Below are 20,918 nucleotides of genomic sequence, written 5' to 3' on the forward strand. Positions count from 1 at the left end.
AAGGTCACACAGATGGACATGCAATCCCGAATTCGCCAGCTTTTCCAGGCCAGCATCGACACCAAGCAACAGGCGATGGACGTACTTGCACCGCACATCGAGCAAGCCAGTCAGGTCATGGTCAATGCCTTGCTCAACGAGGGCAAGATGCTTTCGTGCGGCAACGGCGGTTCGGCCGGTGATGCCCAGCACTTTTCCTCCGAGCTGCTCAACCGCTTCGAGCGCGAACGCCCGAGCCTGCCGGCCATCGCGCTGACCACCGACTCGTCGACGATCACTTCGATCGCCAACGACTACAGCTACAACGAAATCTTCTCCAAGCAGATCCGCGCCCTGGGCCAACCCGGCGATGTGTTGCTGGCTATTTCTACCAGCGGCAACTCGGCGAACATTATTCAAGCGATCCAGGCCGCACATGACCGCGAAATGATTGTCGTAGCCTTGACCGGGCGCGACGGCGGCGGCATGGCCTCACTGTTATTGCCTGAGGACGTGGAGATCCGTGTCCCGGCCAACGTCACTGCACGCATTCAAGAAGTCCACCTGCTGGCGATCCACTGCCTGTGCGATCTGATCGACAGCCAACTGTTCGGGAGTGAAGAATGACCGTTAACCGCCTCAGCCTTTTGGCCATTACGCTGTGCCTCGCCATCAGCGGGTGCAGCACGGCAATCACTGCGACACGTGACACACCCATTCAGGATGACCGGGGCACACGCACTTTTGGCAGCACCATCGACGATTCGCTGATCGAAACCAAGGTCAAGGTCAACGTCGCCAAGGCCGCTACCGACCTGGGCAACGGCGCCTCGCGCATTGTGGTCACCAGCTTCAACGGCGTGGTACTGCTGGCCGGGCAGACGCCGCGTGCCGACCTCAAGGCCCAGGCCGAACAAGCCGCCTCGACGGTCCAGCGGGTCAAGAAGGTCCACAACGAGCTGCAGGTCATGGACCCGATCACCCTGCTGGCCATCAGCAACGATGCGCTGCTGACCACCAAGATCAAGGCGCAGATGCTCACCGACAGCGGTGTACCCGGCTCGCGCATCAAGATCGTCACCGATAATGGCATCGTCTACATGATGGGCCTGCTGACCCAGGCAGAAGCCACCCGTGCCGCCAACCTGGTACAGGGCGTGTCCGGCGTGCAGAAGATCGTGAAAGTGTTCGAATACATCGACTGATGTAATCGCCAGCCACAAAAAAGGGCGCCGTGCATTGACTGCACGGCGCCCTTTTATTGCCCAGGGTTTACTGGTATTGCTGGTACGGGTTGCCCTGGAACTGGTTGTTCTGCTGCGGCGCCTGTTGTTGCTGCTGTTGACCAGGCTGGCCGTATTGCTGGCCGGGGATCGGGCCGAGGTTAACTTCTACACGACGGTTCTGGGCACGGCCATTCACATCGGCGTTGCTGGCAATCGGGTTATCCGGGCCGGCACCGCGGGCGCTCAGGTTGGTCGGGCTGACGCCTTGAGAGGTCAGGTAGTTGGCCACGCTCTGGGCACGACGCTGGGACAGGTCCATGTTCAACTGGCGGCTGCCCGTGCTGTCGGTGTAGCCGACAATCTGGATGGTGTTCTGGTTGAACTGCTTGAGGGAGTTGGCCAGGTTGTTGAGCGGCTGGTAAAAACTGCTGGCGATGGCGTCGGAGTTGGTCGCGAAGGTAATGTTACCCGGCATGATCAACTTGATCTGGTCACCCTGGCGCTGCACTTCAACACCGGTGTTGGCCATGCTTTCGCGCAGTTTCTTTTCCTGCTGGTCGGCGTAGTAGCCATAACCGGCGGCGCCCAGGCCTGCAATAGCACCACCGATCAGTGCGCCCTTGCCACGGTTGTTATGGTCGATGGCAGCACCCGCCAGCGCACCGGCCAGAGCACCCAGGCCGCCGTATTTGGCGGTTTTGCTGATACCCCCTTCGGAACCGTTGCTGGCCTGTCCCTGGCTGCCGCCATAAGGATTAGGTGAAGCGCAGCCGGACAACAGGGCTACAGCGGTAGCGACAACAAGCAGACGACGCGGAGTGAACATGAAGGGAGCTCCTACTTTTGCATTCTGTGGTGCAGAGGACATTGGCAATCGACCTGTGCGGAGTTTGGAACGCGACAAACGGTAAAAATTCCGTGGCCACGTCCCGAGCCAGAACAAAATACTGGCCCCTATCACCGCCAGGGAAACCGTAGCAGACGCAGGCTGAATGCGACCTGCGTTTTTTGCTACTGCGGTGCTTGAGAGAGAACAGCCCCCGCCCAGGAATTATTTCCAGGCGTACCCTCAAGCCCGCACAAACGGGTTCTCGCGCATCTCATCACCCAAACAGGTGTCCGGCCCATGCCCTGTCACCACGGTCGCGCCCTCATCCAGGGTGTACAACCGCTGCTTGATCGAGCGCACGATAGTCGCCTGGTCGCCACCCCACAGGTCGGTACGCCCCACGCCGCGCTTGAACAAGGTATCGCCGGCGATCAGCAGCTTGGCATCGGCAAACCAGAAGCTCATCGAACCCGGTGTGTGCCCCGGCGTATGCAGCGCCACCCCACAACCACACGCCAACTCCTCATCGTCCTCCAGCCAGCGGTCCGGCGACGGCACCGGCGTGTAGGGCACACGAAACATCTGGCATTGCATTTCCAGGTTATCCCAAAGAAATTGGTCTTCTTTGTGCAAATGCAGCGTGGCGCCGGTCTTCTCTTTCAACTGGCCGGACGCCAGGAAGTGATCCAAGTGGGCGTGGGTGTGGATAATGCTCACCACCTTGAGGCCCAGCGCATCGAGGCGCGCCAGGATCAGCTCGTGATTGCCGCCCGGGTCGACCACTATGGCTTTTTTGCTGATCGGATCGCCAATGATGGTGCAGTTGCACTGCAAAGGGCCGACGGGGAAGGTTTCGCGGATCAACGCAATCCCTGGGGCGTCCATATAGATTCCTTTGATTAAAATCATTTTTTAGCAGGCCATTATAAGACGAAGCGCATTGAGAATCTCAGCGCCCCCACACAGGTGTGTAGCACTGTTAGTATGCTCGTCTATTAGTTTCGCGCTCGCAGGACAGCCATTATTGATGCGCTGCAAGAACTGCCAGGGCCGCGTTGTTCAGTCAGAAGAGAGCCTATGAATCTCACAAAGCTAAGCCTGAAAAACTACCGCCGCTTTGACGAATTCGAAATCAGCTTCGATCCCGAACTGACGGTGATCGCGGCGCGCAACGGTCAAGGCAAGACATCCGTTCTAGAGGCTATCGTGGCTGCTCTAGGACCTTTCGTTGGCGCATTTGATCAGGGCGTATCCAAGCATATTGAGCGCACCGATGCGCGTTATGTAAGAGTTGGCGGGGGCTTCGAGAGCGAGCAACAATTTCCTGTTGTTATCAACGCCCAGTTGGGCGATCCAGAAGTGCATTGGCAGCGGGCCTTAAATGGCCCGAAAAGTCGCACGACCACCCGCGAAGCCGAACCACTGGCGGCATGGGGGCGAGCGCTTCAGACGATGCTGCGAAACACTTCAGAGGTTTCACTTCCGATCGTGCGCTACTACAGTTCCAGGCGACTGTGGGTAAGCCATAAAAATGTATCGAGTAAAGCGGTACTGACTGAAAGTCGTACCGCCGGTTATGAAGATTGCCTCTCTGTGTTCTCTACATTTGCTCAACTACAGGAATGGATGAGGAAAGCCACACTGGCAGCCCTGCAACAAAAACAGCAGCCTGGTTACGAGCACTCCAACTTGGAACCCCGCTTGCAAGGCATCAGAGATGCCGTAAACAACGTGATGGCCGAAGAGGGCTGGAGCGACTTCCATTACAGCCTGACATTTGAAGGGTTGTCCATGTCGCACCCAGATCACGCGGCCCTGCCACTCAGCTTGCTCAGTGATGGTGTGCGCGCCATGATTACATTGGTAGCTGATCTGGCATTACGCTGCGCTCGACTTAATGGGCACCTCAAAGAAAGAGCACCGCGTGAGACGACCGGCATCGTATTGATTGACGAAGTCGACCTGCACCTGCACCCCGCTTGGCAGCAACGTGTCATTGCCAGCTTGCGCAGCGCGTTTCCTAAAATACAGTTCATCGTGAGCACCCACAGCCCTCAGGTTCTCTCAACTGTAAAACGCGAAAACACTCGAATTGTTTACCAAAACGCTCAAGGACAGTGGCAGGCCGTATGCCCATCGCAAGAAGTCAAAGGCGTTGAAAGCGCAGTCGCACTCAACGACGTAATGGGTGTGAACCCGATTCCACCGGTAGAGGAGGCGCAATGGCTGGCCGACTACACCGCAAAAATTGAAAACGGCACCCATGAAGACGCCGACGGCTGCGCCCTACGCTCAAAGCTGCTGGATTTCTACGGTCCAAGAAACCTTGTCATGCTCGAGTCTGACAGGCTCATTCGCTTTCAAACATTCAAGTTGCGCAAACATTTGAACACGAAGGACTGATCGTCATGCTCAAACTGGATCGCGCCTCTATCAACGCCCCAGCCTGCTTGGCGGAATACGACTATCACACCCAAACTTGGGATGACTTTCGCGGTGCTTGTAAAAAACAGCTGCGTTTTGCCTTGGTTCAGTTACAGGGTATTCCCGGCATCACCACCGCAGAGGCGGCCGAATACGGTGTGCGTTGTGCCTATTGCGAAAGTGCTATTTACCACGAAGGCCACATCGAACATTTTCGTCGAAAAAGCCAAAAGCACCCTAATGGCTACCCAGAGTTGACGTTTGAATGGAGTAATTTTTTCCTCGCCTGCGGAGCCGACGAACATTGCGGGCACTATAAAGACCGACGCTCGGCCCCCCACTATGATGCTGACCAGCTCGTCAAACCGGACGAGCATGACCCTGAGTTCTACCTCTATTTCCACTCCTCCGGTGAGGTGCGTGCACGCAGCTCACTGAATGCTGAAGAGCAGCATCGTGCAGCAGAGACCATTCGTGTATTCGGCCTGGACAATGGAGCATTGATTGGCGCCCGGGCCAATGCCGTGCGCAGCTATCGGAAGATCAAGGATCAGGATATTGAAGAGTTGGCATCGTGGGATGAGGACGACCGTAATGAATACTTCCTCTACGAAATCGAAAGTACTCGCTGGCAACCTTACGCAACGACTATCAAACACTTTTTACTGGGCCACGCCTGATGCGCGTCTAGGCTACTAAGCTACTCCAGCGCCATGGAACCCGCACCGCAGCGTCGCATTTGGAGCAAGACGTATGGCCAATCCTCGGATCATCTGCGAACACTGCGATTGCGTGTACGAAAAGGTCACGCTCGCCAAACATCAAAAAGCCCTGTGCACCCGTTGCGCGGGCGTGTTGCAGCGCTACAACGGTTTGTCGGTGCAACAGCGCCTCGCGCTCACCGTTACCGCAGCCGTGTTGTGGACCTTTGCCAATTTCTATCCGGTGATGAGCATCAGCCTCAAAGGCTTGAAAAACAGCGCGACCCTGTGGGACTCGGTGATCGCACTGAGCCTGGGGCCGATCACTTTTATTGCGCTGGTGGCGGCGATCTCGATCATCATCGCGCCGGTGTTTCAGTTGCTCTTGCTGATGTGGGTGCTGAGTTTCGCCCTGGCCGGCAAGCGCTCGCCAGCGTTCAAACTGTGCATGCGCTGGCTGGAAGCCCTGAGGCCGTGGAGCATGCTCGAAGTCTGCCTGCTGGGCGCCATGGTCGCGGTGTTCAAGCTGGCCGGCATGCTCGACGTGATCCCCGGCACCGGCCTGTTCGCCCTCGCCGCCCTCGCCTTGCTGCTGATTCGCATCGCCGGGCGTGACGTACGCGACTTGTGGGACGCCGTATGAACTCACCACCGACCGCCCGTGAACTCAACCTGTGCCTGTGCCATACCTGCGGCCAGCCGTGCGACATGCGCGACGAACCCAGCGCGTGTGAACGCTGCGGCGCGCCGCTGCATCGGCGCAAACTCCACTCGCTGACCCGCACCTGGGCCTACATGCTCACGGCACTGGCGTTTTATATCCCGGCGAATTTATTGCCGGTGATGAACACCACCCTGCTTGGTTCCGGCGCGGACAGCACCATCATGAGCGGCGTGCTGGAGTTCTGGCAGCATGGTGCCTGGGACATTGCCCTGATCATCTTCATTGCCAGCATTGCGGTGCCGGGCATCAAGTTTCTCTCGCTGACCCTGTTGCTGGTCACCGTGCAGCGCAACAGCCAGTGGGCGCGCAAGGAGCGCTCGAAGCTGTTTCGGTTTGTGGAGCTGATCGGCTACTGGTCCATGCTCGATGTGATTGTGGTCGCGCTGGTGGCCGCGCTGGTGAAGTTCCAGGCGCTGGGCACCATCGAGCCGCGCCTGGGCATTTTGTTTTTTGGTCTGGTGGTGGTGTTCACCATGCTCGCGGCGATGAGTTTCGACCCGCGCCTGATCTGGGAAAACCCACACAACGAGGAGATCTCGGATGAGTTCACGCAACACTGACACCCCCGCCGGCTCACCGGCGATCAAGACGCGGCGCTTCAGCGTTTCGCTGGTGTGGATCGTGCCGATCGTGGCGGTGCTGGTGGGCATCTCGCTGGTGGTACACAGCGTGCTGCAACAGGGGCCGGTCATCGTCCTCAACTTCAAGACCGGCAACGGCCTGGTCGCCAATAAAACCGAAGTCAAATACCGCAACGTGGTGATCGGCCAAGTCTCGGATGTGGCCTTGAGCGATGACCAGAAAAGCGTCAACGCCACCATCAAGTTGGCCAAGCAGGCGGAAAGCTTCACCCGTGAAGACTCCAAGTTCTGGGTGGTGCGCCCACGCATCGGTGCCGGTGGCGTGTCGGGCATCGATACCCTGCTGTCCGGTGACTATATCGGTGCCGATATCGGCCAATCCGATACCCGCGCCAAACAGTTCAAGGGCCTGGAAAACCCGCCGCCTATCACCTATGGCGAGCCGGGCAAACGCTTCACGTTGCATACCCAGGGCCTGGGCTCCCTGGATATCGGCTCGCCGGTGTACTACCGCAAGATCCCGGTGGGCCAGGTGGTGGCCTACGAGCTGGATGACGATGGCAAGGGCGTGAAGATCGAGGTCTTTGTGCATGCGCCCAATGATGTGTACGTCACCGAAAACACGCGATTCTGGAATGCCAGCGGTATTGACCTGAGCGTCGGCGCCAATGGTTTCGCACTGAAAACCGAGTCCTTGTCATCGATGTTGGCCGGCGGCATCGCATTCCAGGCACCGCCCTACAGCCCCAACGACAAACCGGCCAGCGAAGATCACCCCTATGAACTGTTCGACGACCAGCAAAGCGCCCTCGCCCCGCCCAACGGTCAAGGGCAATACATGGCGCTGCGTTTTGATCAGGCATTGCGTGGGCTCAAGGTCGGCGCGCCGGTGGAATTTCTTGGTGTCGAGTTCGGCAAAGTGGTGTCGATCAACCTGGACTTCGATGCCAAAAAACGCAGTTTCCCGATCAACGTCGGCATCGTGATTTACCCGCAATTGCTCGGCGAAGCCAACACCAAGCTGCTCAAGGCCACCAACCATGACCCTAACGATGAAGCAGGCGGCGTGCGCCTGATCGGCACCTTTATCGAAAACGGCCTGCGCGCTCAGGCCCGCAGCGGCAACCTGCTGACCGGCCAGCTGTACATCGCCCTGGATTTTTTCCCGAAAGCCGACAAAGTCACGTTTGACCCGAACCTGCGCCCGGTCAACATTCCGACCATCCCCGGCAATCTGGAACAGTTGCAGGAGAAACTCGAAGGCATCGTCAACAAGGTCAACCAACTGCCGATGGAGCGCATCGCCGGCAACCTCGACGGCAGCCTGGTTGAGCTGCGCAAAAGCCTTGCCCAGCTCAACGCCAAGACCCTGCCTGGCGTGCAGAGCACCCTGGGCGACGTGAGCAAGACCTTGCAGTCGGCCAACTCAACCCTGGCCGAAGACTCGCCGCAGCGTGAACAACTGACCCAGACCCTGGATGAACTGGCGCGTATGTCGCGCTCCTTGCGCGAACTGTCGGACTACCTGGGCCGGCATCCGGAATCGCTGATTCGCGGTCGCCCCGACAGCGCCGCACCAACAGACCTGCAAGGGCCACCGCGCAAATGACCATTGGAGCCGCCATGAGCTTTCCCCTGAAAATCACCTTGGTCGCCGCGCTGGTGTTGCTCGCGGCCTGTCGCAGTGAGCCGATTGCGTTCCACACTCTCACCCCGGTGCACTGGAATAACAGCACTCAGGCACAGGCCAGCGATATCCGCATTGAAAGCATCAGCGTGCCGCCTCAGGTCGACCGCGCACAAATCGTGATTCGCCAGGGCGACAGTGGCGTGGCGATCCTGGAAACCCAATGGTGGGCCGCAACCCTGGCCGATGAGCTGAAAAGCGCGCTGGTGGATCAATTGGCCAACAGTCACGCCCGGCAGCCCCTGTCGTTGCGCGTTGAAGTGCAGCGATTTGACTCGGCGCCGGGCCAATACGCGCTGCTCGATGTGCGCTGGCGCCTGCGGTCCACAAGCGGGGGAGATGCCGCACCGCTGACTTGCCGCACCACCTTGCAGACACCCGCAGGCCCGAGCATTGATGACCTGGTGGTGGCGCATCAGAACAACCTCAAGCGCTTCGCGGCCTTGGTCAGCAAAACCGCCGACACGTCGCTGAAAGCGTGCCCGACTGCGCCGTAGCGAGACAGTCAGACCAGTGTGGGAGCTGGCTTGCCTGCGATAGCATCACCTAAGTTTGACTGATAGACCGAGGTGCCTGCATCGCAGGCAAGCCAGCTCCCACATAAGCCAGCTCCCACACACACCAGCTTCTACAGGAAAGCTGGCCCATTATCAGGCCAGCAGCCCCATCGACTTGGCACGGGCCACCGCTTGAGTCCGGCGCTCTACACCCAGTTTGCTGTTGATATGGCTGGCGTGGGTTTTCACCGTGTGCAGGGAGATAAACAACTGATTGCTGATTTCCTGGTTCGAACACCCCTGGGCGATCAGTTGCAGCACCGCCAGTTCGCGGACGCTGAGGGTTTCCTGGCCGGACGGTACTTGGGCGTCAGCTACAACCGGCAACAGCGCCAACAAACTCTGGTTCAGCAAGCCATGAGCCTCCCGGCCAAGCTGCTCACGCATCCAGTCCGGATAACTCTCCAGCAGCCGCTGAAAGGGTTGCAACGCCCCACCGGCGCCCGCCTCAAGGGCGCGAGCCAATACTTGCCGGGCCTGGTCTTGCTGCCCACACTCCAGCAGCAACTGCACCTGCTGGGTCAGGGCCATTAGGGCAATCATTTGCCGCCCACTGTTATGCGCTTGCTGAGCCAGCTCCTCGAGGCGTTGCAACGCGGCGGCCGGCTGATGACGGGTGGCGTCCAGCGCAGCCTGTTGCAGCTCGATATGTTGTGGCAAGTGCGGGTGAAATTCCGGCGCTGCTGCTGCGTGTTCACCGTTGTAGGTTTGCCCCAGCCGGGTCAACCAGGCATCTGCCAAGTCAGTGCGGCCTTGAGCCAGCCACAGCTCGCATTTGATCAGGGTGATCATCGCCAGGTAGTAGATCGGCGGCACATCCCAGATGTGCATCAAGCGCTCAGCTTCGGCAAGCTCGGCAAACGCTGTGGGAAAGTCCCCACGGCGCCCTTCAAAGCTGGCAATTACACAATGCCCGATCAGCACGCTGATATCCCGGCAGGCGCGGGCTTCGTTCAGACCCGCGCGTAAACGTACAAGGCCGGCCTCGGGCTGATAGCGCACCAGCAGCAGATAGCCCTCGTACAGCGACAACCGCGCGCGCACCGCGTACAGCCGCTGCGGCGCCAAGCCATGCAGACGTTGCAGCCCCTGGCGCACTTCGTCCAGGGAACGCAGGATTTCGCCCCGCGCCTGCAACACCCGCGCGCGATCGTAATGGGCCAACGCCTCGAACAGCGGGTTACCGACGCGCTGCGCCAGCTCCAGGGATTCACGATTCAGGCCACGGGCACGCCACAGGTCGGCATCGACGATTGCCAGGTTTGAGAGGGTCGACAGGCACATCAGGCGCTGGCCGTAACGTTTTTGCGGCAAGCTTTCCAACGCCTCGCTGCAGTAGCGCAGGGTCGACTCACGATCGCCTCGGCCTCGAGCGATAATCCCGCTCAGCGCCAGCCACTGTGCCAGCATCGACTTTTGCGCAGTGGCCGACGGTGCCGGCAGGAAGCGGCTGAGGTAGCCAGACAGTTCTTCGGCCGCATCCAGTTGGCAGGCCAGCCCCAATGCCCAACTGTAGAGCACGATCAAACGCGGCGTGCTGATCAGCAGGCTGTCGGGCAAGTCCATCTTCCAGCGCAGCAGCATGCCGACGTTCTGTTCGGCCAGCAGTTGCTCCTCCGACAGGTTCTGCACCAGGTTCGCCGCCACATCCAGGTGGCCGGCGCGCAACGCCTGTTCCACCGCTTCATCGATCAAGCCCTGGGTGTTGAACCAGCGGCAGGCACGCAGGTGCAGGCTGGCAATCGGCACGGTGGCACTGCTCGCACGGCGGGTACGCAGCAGGTCGGAAAACAGATGGTGGTAGCGATACCAGTGGCCCTGCTCATCGAGCGGCACCAGAAACACTTGGTGGGCCTGTAAATAACCGAGGATGTGCGCGCTGTCGTGGGCTTCGCGCACGGCGTCGCACAGCTCACTGCAAAAACGATCCTGAGGCGCAGTGTCGTAGAGGAAGGCTTGAACTTCTGCTGGCAGGCAATCAATGACTTCTTCGAGCAAGTAGTCGCGGATCAGCCCTTCGCCACCGTGCAAATGTTGCGGCAACGCGGCTTCATTGCCAGCTTCGGAAAGGGCCAGCAACCAGAAGCGCAGGCCAGCCACCCAGCCCTCGCTGCGACGAATCAGGTTGTCGAGGGCTTCGCCGCGCAACGAGCTGCTGTGCCTATCGAGTACGGCCAGCGATTCGTCGTGGGTCAGGCGCAGGTCTTGTTCGTGCAGCTCCAGCAGGTGGCGCGAGAGTCGCAGCCGCGCCAGGTGCCAGTCCGGGCGCTGGCGGCTGGTGACCAAAACCAGCAGCCCATCGGGTAAATGATTGAGGAAAAATTGCAGGCAGCGATCCAGCACCGGGCCTTGGGCCAGATGGTAGTCATCCAGCACCAGCAGCAAGGGCGCATGTGTGGACAGGTGCAACGTCAGCTCGTCGAGCAAGCCGTCGAGCCATTCTTCAAAGGCAAAGGGTTGGTGACGCTGACGCATTTTCAGCAGGCCCAGGGATTGGGCGCCGAGTTGCGGGAAGTATTGCTGCAAGCCGTCGAGCAAGCGCTCAAGGAAGCGGCCGGGGTCGTTATCCCGTGGGCTCAGGCCCAGCCACAGGCTTTGCCAATGCGCCGGCAGACTCTGACAAAACTCCACCGCCAACGAACTCTTGCCGAACCCGGCCGGGGCGCTTACCAGCAACAGTCGTCCCGCAAGGCCAGCACTCAGGCGTTCGCACAGGCGAGGGCGCAGCACGTAGCCGTCAGGCAGCGGTGGCCTGTAGAAACGCGCTTCCAGGGTCGGAATCACCGCGCTCGCAGGCCCTTGGATTCGGGACAGATCAGTCATCGCCGGGCTCTTGTAGAAGGCTGTTGTCGGCATTGCAGATGTCCGCAGACTAGCGGTAAAAGCGGCGGGTTTGTAGATCTTTGCGGCATTTGCCTGAAAAAGAACTGCGACAAAAAATATCCCCACATAAAAAAGCCCCGAACCAGTCGGGGCTTCACGCTGAGGGTGCGGCCTCAGTTAAAGCAGCTTAGCGAACCCCATCCTGGCGCAAGGCCGCCGGGGAGAAGTCTGCGGTGGAAGCGGTGAAACCGAAGTCATAGGCCTGTTTCTCTTCGTTCTTCATGCCCAGGGCCAGGTAGCGGCCGGACTGCAGGTCGTAGAGGGTTTCGATGGCGTACCACGGCACTTGCTTGTCGTAGTAGTTCTCGGCATGGGCTTCGGCGACGCGCCACAGTTGGCCACGACCGTCATAGTGGTCGATGACCGCCGCTTGCCAGGTGTCTTCGTCGATGAAGAAATCACGCTTGGCATAGATGTGGCGCTGGCCTTCCTTCAGGGTCGCAACCACGTGCCAGACGCGGCGCAGCTCGTAGCGGGCCAGGTCCTGGTTGATGTGGCCGGCCTTGATGATGTCGGCGTACTTGAGCTTCGGATCGTCGATCTTGTAGCTGTTGGAGGCAATGTAGATTTCTTTCTTGCCTTCGAGCTTCCAGTCGTAGCGATCCGGGGCACCGTTGTACATGTCGAGGTTGTCGGAGGTACGCAGGCCATCGGCGGCGGTACCTGGCCCGTCATAGGACACTTGCGGCGCCCGGCGCACACGGCGCTGGCCGGCGTTGTAGACCCACGCCGAACGCGGCTCTTTCACCTGGTCCAGGGTTTCGTGCACCAGCAGCACGCCACCGGCCAGACGCGCCGGTGCGGTGACTTGCTGCTTGAAGTAGAACAGCACGTTGCCCGGGTTTTTCGGGTCGTAGTCCTTCATTTTGTCGCGGAACACGAACTGATCGCGGAAGTACACCAGGCTGAACGAGCCATTGGTTTGCGGCGTGGCCTGGGTTACCAGGCGGGTCACGCTGCCACCGCGATAGCGGGTGATGTGGTTCCAGATAACTTCCACGCCGCTTTTCGGAATCGGGAACGGAATCGCGGTTTCGAAGTTTTCCAGGCCGTTGCCGCCGGACACCAGGTTGGTGCTGGTGGCGTTCTTCTTGATCGAGGCAAACACATCGGCCGGCACGGTAGCGCCGCGATGGGTCGGGTAGACCGGCATCTTGAAGGTGTCAGGGTAGCGCTTGAACATCGCGTACTGCCCCGGCGCCAACTTGTCTTTGTACTGCTCGACGTTCTGCGCGGTGATGGTGAACTGCGGCTGTTCGCTGGCATACGGGTTGGCCAGGAAGCCACGGGCATCCACGGCGCCGGCATTGGTAGGCAGCGGCGACCATTTAGGAATGGTGCCGGCCGCGTTACCGGCCATTTCAGCGCCCATCGGCGTCAGGGTCGTGCCCAACTTGGCGGCTTCATCCGCCGAGACTGCCGCCATGACGTTGCTCGCCAGGATCGACAGCCCAAGCACACCCACGTGCAACAGACTTTTAGTTATTTTCATGTTCTGGTTCTTCCTGAAAACAGACTGCTTAAAGAGGTTGTGCTTAGAAGTTCACGCCGGCGCTCAGCGCGATGAAGTCACGGTCATCCACGGTGGTGAACTTGCCACCAAAGAAGTTGGTGTAGTTGAGGCTGACGGTGTAGGTGTTCTGGTACTCGGCATCCACACCCAGGCTGACGGCCTTGCGACCTTCTTCAAAGTTGCCGCCAGGGCCAGGCGAATAACCTTTGACGTCATGGGACCAGGCCACGTTGGGCTTGAGGTTCACACCGGCAAACACATCCGGGTATTCCCAAATGGCCCGGGCGCGATAACCCCAGGACGTGGCGGTGGTGTAGCCGTCGTTGTTGCAATTGGTGTTCAGGCCGGACGCATTGGGCAGGCCTGCGCCGTTGGCTGTCGAATTGTTAAGCGCATTACAGAAGCCGCCGGGTAGCGTGCCAGGGCCGAAGACCGGATCACGGCCATAACGTGCCTGGTTTTTGCTCTCCAGGCCGCCCACATGGGTCACGCCGATTTCGCCCACGGTTGTCAGGCGAGAAGCGCCCATGACCTGGTCGAAGAAGTGCGTGAAGGTGGTCTGGAACTGGGTCACTTCCTTACGGTTGTAGCCGTGCAGGTCCTGGCCCGGTGTGCCCTTGAGCACCGATGCATTGCCAAAGCCCGGAATCGGCGTGACGCCCGCGTACAGGATATCGGTGGTGCTCAGTTGCACCGGCGCGTTTGGCCGGTAGCTCAATTCACCACTCCAGGCGGTGCCGGTAGGCAGCGTGGTGGAGAAGCTCAAGCCGTAGAGGCGGATATCTTCCGGGTACTCAACAAAGTACTGGGAGCTGCCTGCCACGATCAACGGACGCAAAGCCGCCAGCGGCCCCAACGGACGGGTGTAGGCCGAGTTTGGCGCGCCGGTGGCGCTGAAGATCGGCGCACGGCTGTGATAGTTCATGAAGTACGCACCGAACTCCGTGTCCAGCGGCTCGAAGTTGTAGTGCATGGCCACGCCGAACTGGCCGCTGTCGCGTGCATCACGGTCACCGCCGCGACGTACCAGCACACCTTCGTTGTTCACGTCCACGCCCAGGGCGTTAAGGGTGGGCAAGGCCGCGCCAGGGATGGTGGAGCGCTTGTTCAGCACCCGCAGGTTATTGCTGCAACCATCCGAGATGACGTCCGGCTGGGAGAAGAATGTGCCGCAGTTGTCGGTGACGGTCTGGTCCCACTCCAGCTGATAAAACGCTTCGGCCGAGAGGTTATCGGTCAGCGTCTGCGAGACGTAGAACATGTTGACCGGAATCAAGCCTTCCTTGATCTCGGCGCCCGGACGACGGAACGCGGACACGTCGATCGGGTTAATGGAGTTGATACCGCCACCAATGAAGGTGCTTTCACCCCAGCTCACCACCTGCTTGCCAAACCGCACGTTACCCGGCTGATCGGCGATGGTGTAGTTGTGGTAGATGAAGGCATCGAGGATCTGCCCACCGGAAGACTTGGCGCCCTCTTTGCGGTTGTTGTTGCTGACGTTCTTGAAGTCCAGGTCTTCGTTTTGCAGCGCGAAGTCATACCAGTACTTGCCACGCACAAAGATGCCGGTGTCGCCATATTTCAACTCAAGGTCATGGATACCCTTGAAGATCTTCGAGAAGGAGTCGCCCTTGTCGAAGTTCAAGTGGCCGTCATCGGAGGTCTGCGACAACCCCCTGCCACCGTTGTTGGCACCGATCAGGTCTTTATTGCGACCGGCAGTCGACCAGCTCGCCCCCACCGACAGGGATGAGTCGAAGCTGCCTTCGATTTCACCGATGTTGAAACTGACGCCGAATGCGGGCCCGGCGAGCGTAGAAGCGAGACTGACGGCCAGGGGCAGTCTTGCCCGGCGCCAGAACTGGTTTACTGAGGTCATCGACGCTACTCCATGTGCATTATTGTTATGGCAGTGAGTTCTTTCTTCTGGATGCATGTAACGGCCGGAATACAACGATCCCAATGCCGAACGGCAACCGGGCCCCCATGGCCCGCAGCGCAACATCCGTGAAAAACTCTGAGTGGGACTATAGCCAGCAGGGGGTAGCGCTTGATCCCTCTAAAGTGTGATTTGCATCACCAACCTGTCTGCCACAACCCTTTCGCCACGCCGACGAAGGCCGGCGGGGGAAGGATGGCTGAAAATTCTGAAATCACAAGTGAAGCCGCGAGTTAGAGCATTGCCGCGCCCGAACGGGCGCGGCGAAGGGGGTCAGAGCGTGGACAGGAACGTACTGTTGTTGGCCTGCCACTCGATGATGTCAACGCGGATACGTTTTTTGTCGAGTTTGCCGACACTGGTCTTGGGAATTTCAGTAACAACGGCGATCTGGCTTGGAATCGCCCACTTGCTCAAGTGCCCCAACTCCACGAACGGCTTGAGGTGCTCCTTAAGCTCTCGGGCACCTATCACATGGCCATCACGCACCACCAGCAACGCAAACGGGCGCTCGCCCCATTGCGGGTCGGCGATGCCCACCACCGCTACTTCGCGTACCGCCGGGTGACGGCTGACCAGATCTTCGAGGGCCAATGACGAAATCCACTCGCCGCCGGTCTTGATCACGTCCTTGATGCGGTCGCGAATATCGATCACGCCAAACGCGTCCAGGGTGGCCACGTCACCGGTGTGCATCCAGCCGCCTTCCCACAGTTCGGCGCCCTTTTGCGGTTCATTGAAATAACCTTCACTGAGCCACGGCGCACGCAGCACCAGTTCACCCTGGGACTCGCCGTCGGCGGGCAAAAAGTTGCCGTCGCCGTCGATAATTGCCGCTTCCACCAACGGCCCGGGCACGCCGGCCTTGATGCGGTAGGTGGTGCGCTCGTCTTCGGTGCCGGCCATCAACTCTTCGTTGAGATGGGCGCAGGACACCAGCGGCCCGGTTTCGGACATGCCATACGCGGCAGTCAGCTGAATGCCCCGCGCCTTGGACGCTTCATACAACGTGCGGTTGAGCGCGCTGCCGCCGATGACGATTTTCCAGCCGCCAAAATCCACGTTTTGGGCGGCCTTGGCGTTGAGCACCATTTGCAGGATGGTCGGCACACAGTGGGAGAAGGTGACCTTTTCTTTGCGCCACAGCTCCACCAGGTATTCCGGGTCGTAACGGCCGGGGTAGACCTGCTTCAAACCGAGCATGGTTGCCACATACGGCAAGCCCCAGGCGTGGACGTGGAACATCGGTGTGATCGGCATGTACACGTCGTTGGTGCCCAGCAGGCGCACGCTGTCGACACTGCCCATGATGGTGGCCACGCCCATGGTGTGCAGCACCAACTGGCGATGGGTGAAGTACACACCCTTGGGGTTGCCGGTGGTGCCGGTGGTGTAGAAGGTGGTGGCGACGGAGTTTTCGTCGAAGTCCTGGAAGTCGTACTTGGGGCTGGCGGCCGCCAGCAGGGTTTCGTACTCGCCGACCAGGTTCGGCAACTCGGCAGTCTTGGCGTCAGCGTCGGTGAGCAGCAAGGTCTTGTCGACGGTGGTCAGGTGCCCGGCAATCGCCTGGTAGAGCCCCACGAACTCGCTGTTGACCAGCACAAAGCGGTCCTCGGCGTGATTCATGGTGTAGAGAATCTGTTCCGGCGACAGGCGCACGTTGATGGTGTGGATCACCGCGCCGATCATCGGGATGGCGAACATGCACTCCAGGTAACGGTGGCTGTCCCAGTCCATCACTGCCACGGTGTCACCGGCCTTGACCCCGGCTTGGGTCAGCACATTGGCCAGGCGCGCGACCCGCTCGATCAGGGTCGGGTAGGTGTAACGCAGCTTGTCGCGGTAGATGATTTCCCGGGTCTTCTCGTAACGCGCCCCGGACATCAACAGGCGTTTGATCAACAACGGGTATTGGTAAGCGCCTTCGGCGGGCGGGATAACACGGGTCTGCAACATACGAATCCCTTATCTGACTGCACGGTCTTGGCTAAGACCTGCACTGTAGAGCGCTAATGTTTCAGCCAAATCAGCCAAAGGAATGATTTGCAGCGACCAATGAATGCTAGCTTTGCGCCACTACTGGAGCCTTATAGCGATTCCCTGTGGGAGCTGGCTTGCCTGCGATAGCGTCGCCTCGGTGCAACTGATACACCGAGGCGCCTGCATCGCGGGCAAGCCCGGCTCCCACAGTGGCCGTGTGTTACCCGTGTGGGTTTATTTCATGCTGGTAAACGCCAACTTCACACCAATGGCAATCAGCACCGCGCCCATGGTCCGGTCGAACCAATGCCCCATCCGCGCAAACCCGGCGCGCACGCGCTGCTGGCTGAACAGCATGGCCACCAGGCAGAACCACAACGCCGTCGCCACTGCCAGGTACACGCCATAACCGGCCTGGATCGCCAGTGGCGTGTGCGGGTTGATCACCACCGTGAACAGCGACAGGAAGAACAGCGTGGCCTTCGGGTTCAAACCATTGGTGACAAACCCTGCGGTAAACGCCCCGCGTGGGGTGCGCTCGCCGACTTCACGGTGCAACTCGCCCTCGGCGGGCGGCTTGGCCGGCTGCGCGCGCAAAGCCTTGAAGCCGATGTACAGCAGGTACGCAGCGGCGGCCCACTTCAGCGCGTTGAACAGCACAATGGACTGCGACACGATCAAGCCGATGCCGAGCAGCGAGTACCCCACGTGCAGGAAAATCGCCGAGCCCACGCCCAGCGCAGTCCAGGTGCCGGCGCGACGGCCATGGGTAACACTTTCACGCACCACCACGGCGAAATCCGGGCCGGGGCTGGCCACTGCCAACAAGTGAATCAGGGCTACGGTCAAAAACTCGGCGACGTACATGCTCACTCCATTAAGTAACTGATTATTTCATCTGATAGGCTCGGCAGATTACGCCTTCGAACCTCGTCGCAAAAGGTACAGTTGAGAATGAACAATCGCCGCGCCGTCTTCCTTGATCACCCGTCCCTGGACCTGGGCGACCTCGACCTCAGCGAGCTGCGCAACAGCTTCAGTGATTTGCAGCTGTTCACCGACACCACGCCACAAAATGTGCTTGAACGCGTGCAAGGCGCTCAGGTGGTGATCAGTAACAAGATCCCCCTCAACGCGCAAACCCTGGCGGCCTGCCCTGAGCTCAAGCTGATCCTGGTGTCGGCCACCGGCACCAACAACATCGACCTCGACGCCGCCCGCGCACACGGCATTACCGTGAGTAATTGCCACGGCTACGGCACGCCATCGGTGGCGCAACACACGATCATGCTGCTGCTCAACCTGGCGACGCGTCTGAAGGACTATCAACAGGATGTAACGGCAGGCAAATGGCAACAGGCCAAGCAGTTCTGCCTGCTGGACTACCCGATTGTCGAGCTGGAAGGCAAAACCCTCGGCCTGCTCGGCCATGGTGAACTGGGCGGCGCGGTGGCACGCCTGGCCGAAGCTTTTGGCATGCGCGTGGTGCTCGGCGCCATTCCCGGGCGCCCTGCCCGCGCCGACCGCGTGCCGCTGGATGAGCTGCTCGCACAGGTCGACGCGCTGACCTTGCACTGCCCGCTCAATGAACACACTCGCGACTTTATCGGCACCCGTGAACTGGCACTGCTCAAGCCGGGCGCGTTTATCGTCAACACCGCGCGTGGTGGTTTGATCAACGAGCAGGCGCTGGCAGATGCCTTGCGCAGCGGCCATTTGGGCGGCGCGGCCACCGACGTGCTGAGCGTGGAACCACCCGTGAATGGCAACCCGTTGCTGGCCGGCGACATTCCCCGCTTGATCGTCACCCCGCACAACGCCTGGGGCAGTCGCGAAGCGCGCCAGCGTATCGTTGGCCAACTGGCCGAAAACGCCCGAGGCTTTTTCAGCGGTGCCCCGCTGCGCGTCGTCAGTTGATAAACTGCGCCCCTTTTCAAGGAGCAGACTATGGATCCGCGCAGTGAAGTACTGCTTCGTCAGGCCGAACTTTTTCAAGGCAACCTGCTGCTGGTAGGTTTGCCCGCTGACGACTTGCTCGGCCGACTGCCCAATGCCCACGGCTGGAGCTGGCATGCCGGCGATCAGGCCGCACTGGATGCGCGCTTTCCCGAGCGCAGCCAGTTCGGCGTGAACGTGCCCGAACGCGGGTTTGATGCGGCAGTGATTTTCCTTCCAAAATCCAAAGACCTCACCGACTACCTGCTCAACGCCGTGGCCGCACGCTTGCCCGGTGCCGAGCTGTTTTTGGTCGGGGAGAAAAAGGGCGGCATCGAAAGTGCCGCCAAGCAGATGATTCCGTACGGCAAGCCGCGCAAGCTCGACAACGCGCGGCATTGCCAGCTGTGGCAAGTCACCGTGGCCAACGCCCCGCAAGCGGTCGAGCTGGAAAGCCTGGCGCAAGTCTTCGAGGTGCCGCTGGCCGAAGGGCCGCTGAAGGTGGTGAGCCTGCCCGGCGTGTTCAGCCATGGTCGCCTGGATCGCGGCACCGAGCTGCTGCTGGAGCACCTGGATAAGCTACCGAGCGGGCATCTGCTCGACTTTGGTTGCGGCGCCGGCGTGCTCGGGGCGGCGGTCAAGCGCCGTTACCCGCATAACAGCGTGACGATGCTCGATGTGGACGCCTTCGCCGCCGCCAGCAGCCGCCTGACTCTGGCGGCCAACGGTCTGGAAGCCGAGGTGTTGACCGGTGACGGTATCGACGCCGCGCCGATGGGTTTGAACGCGATTTTAAGCAACCCGCCGTTCCATGTCGGTGTACATACGGATTATTTCGCTACGGAAAACCTGCTGCGAAAAGCGGCGAAACACCTGGCAAAAGGTGGCGAACTTCGCTTGGTCGCCAACAGTTTCCTCAAGTATCAACCATTGATCGAAGAGCACCTGGGCGTGTGTGCGATCAAGGCCGAGGGCAATGGTTTTCGCATTTACCGTGCCAAACGCGGCTGAGGGCGATTTGAAAAAGAACGCTTGCCGAATGGGTTTTGCCTAGGCAGAATCCGCTCCGTCCTAGGGGAGTAGTCTCCCACGAGCGCCATGCTCGTCCGGCATACGTCAACATACTTGGTCAACAGACCATGGCGTATGCGACCCAGGAGTCCGCACAGACGGACCGGGGTTTGACAAGACCTATGACACGCACACCTTACCCGGGGCGGGAAGGCTGTACGTGTCATAGCCGTGTCGGCCCGCCCCTGGAAACCTACCTGATGCTGGATTCATTACTCGTTCCTACCGCAATCGTTGCCTTGGCCGAAATCGGCGACAAGACGCAACTGCTCGCGCTCATCCTTGCCGCACGCTTTCGCAAACCCTGGCCGATCATCGCCGGCATTGTCGCCGCGACCCTGGCCAACCATGCGGCCGCCGGTGCCGTGGGGGCCTGGTTCGGCAGTTTCTTCTCGGATGCGGTGTTGCACTGGATCCTCGCAGCGAGCTTCTGTGCCACCGCGCTGTGGACTTTGGTGCCGGACAAACTCGACGATGACGAAGCCAGTACCACGCGCAAGTTCGGGCCGTTCCTGACCACGCTGATTGCGTTCTTCCTCGCAGAAATCGGTGACAAGACCCAGATCGCCACGGTGATGCTGGCGGCGCAGTACCCGGAGTTGTGGCTGGTGATTATCGGCACCACGCTGGGCATGCTGATTGCCAACGTGCCGGTGGTATTGGCGGGGAATTTTGCGGCGGAAAAACTGCCGCTGACTTTGATTCGTCGACTGGCGGCTACGGCGTTTTTCGTCCTGGCGGTGGTGGCGGTGTACAAGGCCATGCAAAGCAGCGGCTGGATCTAAACCCGATGTAAACCTGTGGGAGCTGGCTTGCCTGCGATGGCATCACCTCGGTACACCTTACAAACCGAGTCGCCTGCATCGCGGGCAAGCCCGGCTCCCAC

At 60.0% G+C, this 20,918-nt stretch carries 18 protein-coding genes and 1 riboswitch; of the genes, 11 read left to right on the plus strand and 7 right to left on the minus strand.

All coding sequences use genetic code 11. The features are described from left to right. The first annotated feature begins 12 nt into the window (after positions 1–12). Both ACQY47_RS09850 and ACQY47_RS09855 read left to right on the plus strand, forming a co-directional pair. Positions 13–606, plus strand: coding sequence for a phosphoheptose isomerase (locus ACQY47_RS09850; protein WP_007904374.1), 594 nt, complete (start codon positions 13–15; stop codon positions 604–606). Then, positions 603–1,184, plus strand: coding sequence for a BON domain-containing protein (locus ACQY47_RS09855; protein WP_017138196.1), 582 nt, complete (start codon positions 603–605; stop codon positions 1,182–1,184). The genes ACQY47_RS09850 and ACQY47_RS09855 overlap by 4 nt, the downstream gene beginning before the upstream one ends. A 67-nt stretch (positions 1,185–1,251) precedes the next feature. Here the strand turns inward: ACQY47_RS09855 and ACQY47_RS09860 are convergent, their stop codons facing one another. Both ACQY47_RS09860 and ACQY47_RS09865 read right to left on the minus strand, forming a co-directional pair. Next, a complete protein-coding gene (locus ACQY47_RS09860; RefSeq protein WP_017138197.1) occupies positions 1,252–2,031 on the minus strand; it encodes an OmpA family protein in 780 nt (259 codons plus the stop codon). Between the two features lie 243 nt (positions 2,032–2,274). Beyond that, positions 2,275–2,919, minus strand: a complete 645-nt coding sequence (locus ACQY47_RS09865) for an MBL fold metallo-hydrolase (protein ID WP_428557024.1) — start codon at positions 2,917–2,919, stop codon at positions 2,275–2,277. Positions 2,920–3,111: 192 nt separating this feature from the next. On the opposite strand from ACQY47_RS09865, the gene ACQY47_RS09870 reads away from it, so the two are divergent. From ACQY47_RS09870 to ACQY47_RS09895, 6 genes are all read left to right on the plus strand, one after another. Beyond that, complete coding sequence (locus ACQY47_RS09870) at positions 3,112–4,437, plus strand: AAA family ATPase (protein ID WP_428557025.1); 1,326 nt, start codon at positions 3,112–3,114, stop codon at positions 4,435–4,437. 5 nt (positions 4,438–4,442) lie between these two features. Further along, the gene (locus tag ACQY47_RS09875) at positions 4,443–5,138 is read left to right on the plus strand and encodes a retron system putative HNH endonuclease (protein WP_428557026.1); all 696 of its coding nucleotides are present in this window, start codon (positions 4,443–4,445) and stop codon (positions 5,136–5,138) included. 73 nt (positions 5,139–5,211) lie between these two features. Next, positions 5,212–5,802 (plus strand): paraquat-inducible protein A, encoded by a 591-nt coding sequence (locus tag ACQY47_RS09880; RefSeq protein ID WP_428557027.1) that lies wholly within the window; start codon positions 5,212–5,214, stop codon positions 5,800–5,802. Further along, the gene (locus ACQY47_RS09885) at positions 5,799–6,443 is read left to right on the plus strand and encodes a paraquat-inducible protein A (RefSeq protein WP_428557028.1); all 645 of its coding nucleotides are present in this window, start codon (positions 5,799–5,801) and stop codon (positions 6,441–6,443) included. The genes ACQY47_RS09880 and ACQY47_RS09885 overlap by 4 nt, the downstream gene beginning before the upstream one ends. Next, positions 6,424–8,073 carry an intermembrane transport protein PqiB gene (locus ACQY47_RS09890; RefSeq protein ID WP_428557029.1) on the plus strand — a complete coding sequence of 550 codons (1,650 nt, stop codon included), beginning with the start codon at positions 6,424–6,426 and terminating at the stop codon, positions 8,071–8,073. Before ACQY47_RS09885 ends, ACQY47_RS09890 begins: the two co-directional genes overlap by 20 nt. A 14-nt stretch (positions 8,074–8,087) precedes the next feature. After that, positions 8,088–8,648 carry a PqiC family protein gene (locus ACQY47_RS09895; protein ID WP_428557030.1) on the plus strand — a complete coding sequence of 187 codons (561 nt, stop codon included), beginning with the start codon at positions 8,088–8,090 and terminating at the stop codon, positions 8,646–8,648. A gap of 153 nt (positions 8,649–8,801) precedes the next feature. Here the strand turns inward: ACQY47_RS09895 and ACQY47_RS09900 are convergent, their stop codons facing one another. The 5 genes from ACQY47_RS09900 to ACQY47_RS09920 all read right to left on the minus strand — a co-directional run bounded on the left by ACQY47_RS09900 (position 8,802) and on the right by ACQY47_RS09920 (position 17,893). After that, a complete protein-coding gene (locus ACQY47_RS09900; RefSeq protein ID WP_017138203.1) occupies positions 8,802–11,531 on the minus strand; it encodes a LuxR C-terminal-related transcriptional regulator in 2,730 nt (909 codons plus the stop codon). A 187-nt stretch (positions 11,532–11,718) separates the two neighbouring features. Beyond that, positions 11,719–13,083, minus strand: a complete 1,365-nt coding sequence (locus ACQY47_RS09905; protein WP_017138204.1) for a DUF1329 domain-containing protein — start codon at positions 13,081–13,083, stop codon at positions 11,719–11,721. 43 nt (positions 13,084–13,126) lie between these two features. After that, positions 13,127–14,986 carry a DUF1302 domain-containing protein gene (locus tag ACQY47_RS09910; protein ID WP_017138205.1) on the minus strand — a complete coding sequence of 620 codons (1,860 nt, stop codon included), beginning with the start codon at positions 14,984–14,986 and terminating at the stop codon, positions 13,127–13,129. Between the two features lie 333 nt (positions 14,987–15,319). After that, a complete protein-coding gene (locus ACQY47_RS09915) occupies positions 15,320–17,002 on the minus strand; it encodes a fatty acid--CoA ligase (protein ID WP_017138206.1) in 1,683 nt (560 codons plus the stop codon). 258 nt (positions 17,003–17,260) lie between these two features. Further along, positions 17,261–17,893, minus strand: coding sequence for a LysE family translocator (locus ACQY47_RS09920; RefSeq protein ID WP_056859000.1), 633 nt, complete (start codon positions 17,891–17,893; stop codon positions 17,261–17,263). A gap of 87 nt (positions 17,894–17,980) precedes the next feature. Between ACQY47_RS09920 and ACQY47_RS09925 the strand changes: the two genes are divergently transcribed. From ACQY47_RS09925 to ACQY47_RS09935, 3 genes are all read left to right on the plus strand, one after another. Further along, positions 17,981–18,943 carry a 2-hydroxyacid dehydrogenase gene (locus tag ACQY47_RS09925; RefSeq protein ID WP_138449571.1) on the plus strand — a complete coding sequence of 321 codons (963 nt, stop codon included), beginning with the start codon at positions 17,981–17,983 and terminating at the stop codon, positions 18,941–18,943. 30 nt (positions 18,944–18,973) lie between these two features. After that, positions 18,974–19,972: a class I SAM-dependent methyltransferase gene (locus tag ACQY47_RS09930; protein WP_017138209.1), complete on the plus strand. Its 999-nt coding sequence runs from the start codon at positions 18,974–18,976 to the stop codon at positions 19,970–19,972. A 50-nt stretch (positions 19,973–20,022) separates the two neighbouring features. After that, positions 20,023–20,144: riboswitch (yybP-ykoY riboswitch) on the plus strand. An 88-nt stretch (positions 20,145–20,232) separates the two neighbouring features. After that, positions 20,233–20,817, plus strand: a complete 585-nt coding sequence (locus ACQY47_RS09935; protein WP_016974259.1) for a TMEM165/GDT1 family protein — start codon at positions 20,233–20,235, stop codon at positions 20,815–20,817. Positions 20,818–20,918: the final 101 nt, after the last annotated feature.

The organism is Pseudomonas edaphica, assembly GCF_965277385.1.
Taxonomy (GTDB): domain Bacteria; phylum Pseudomonadota; class Gammaproteobacteria; order Pseudomonadales; family Pseudomonadaceae; genus Aquipseudomonas; species Aquipseudomonas edaphica.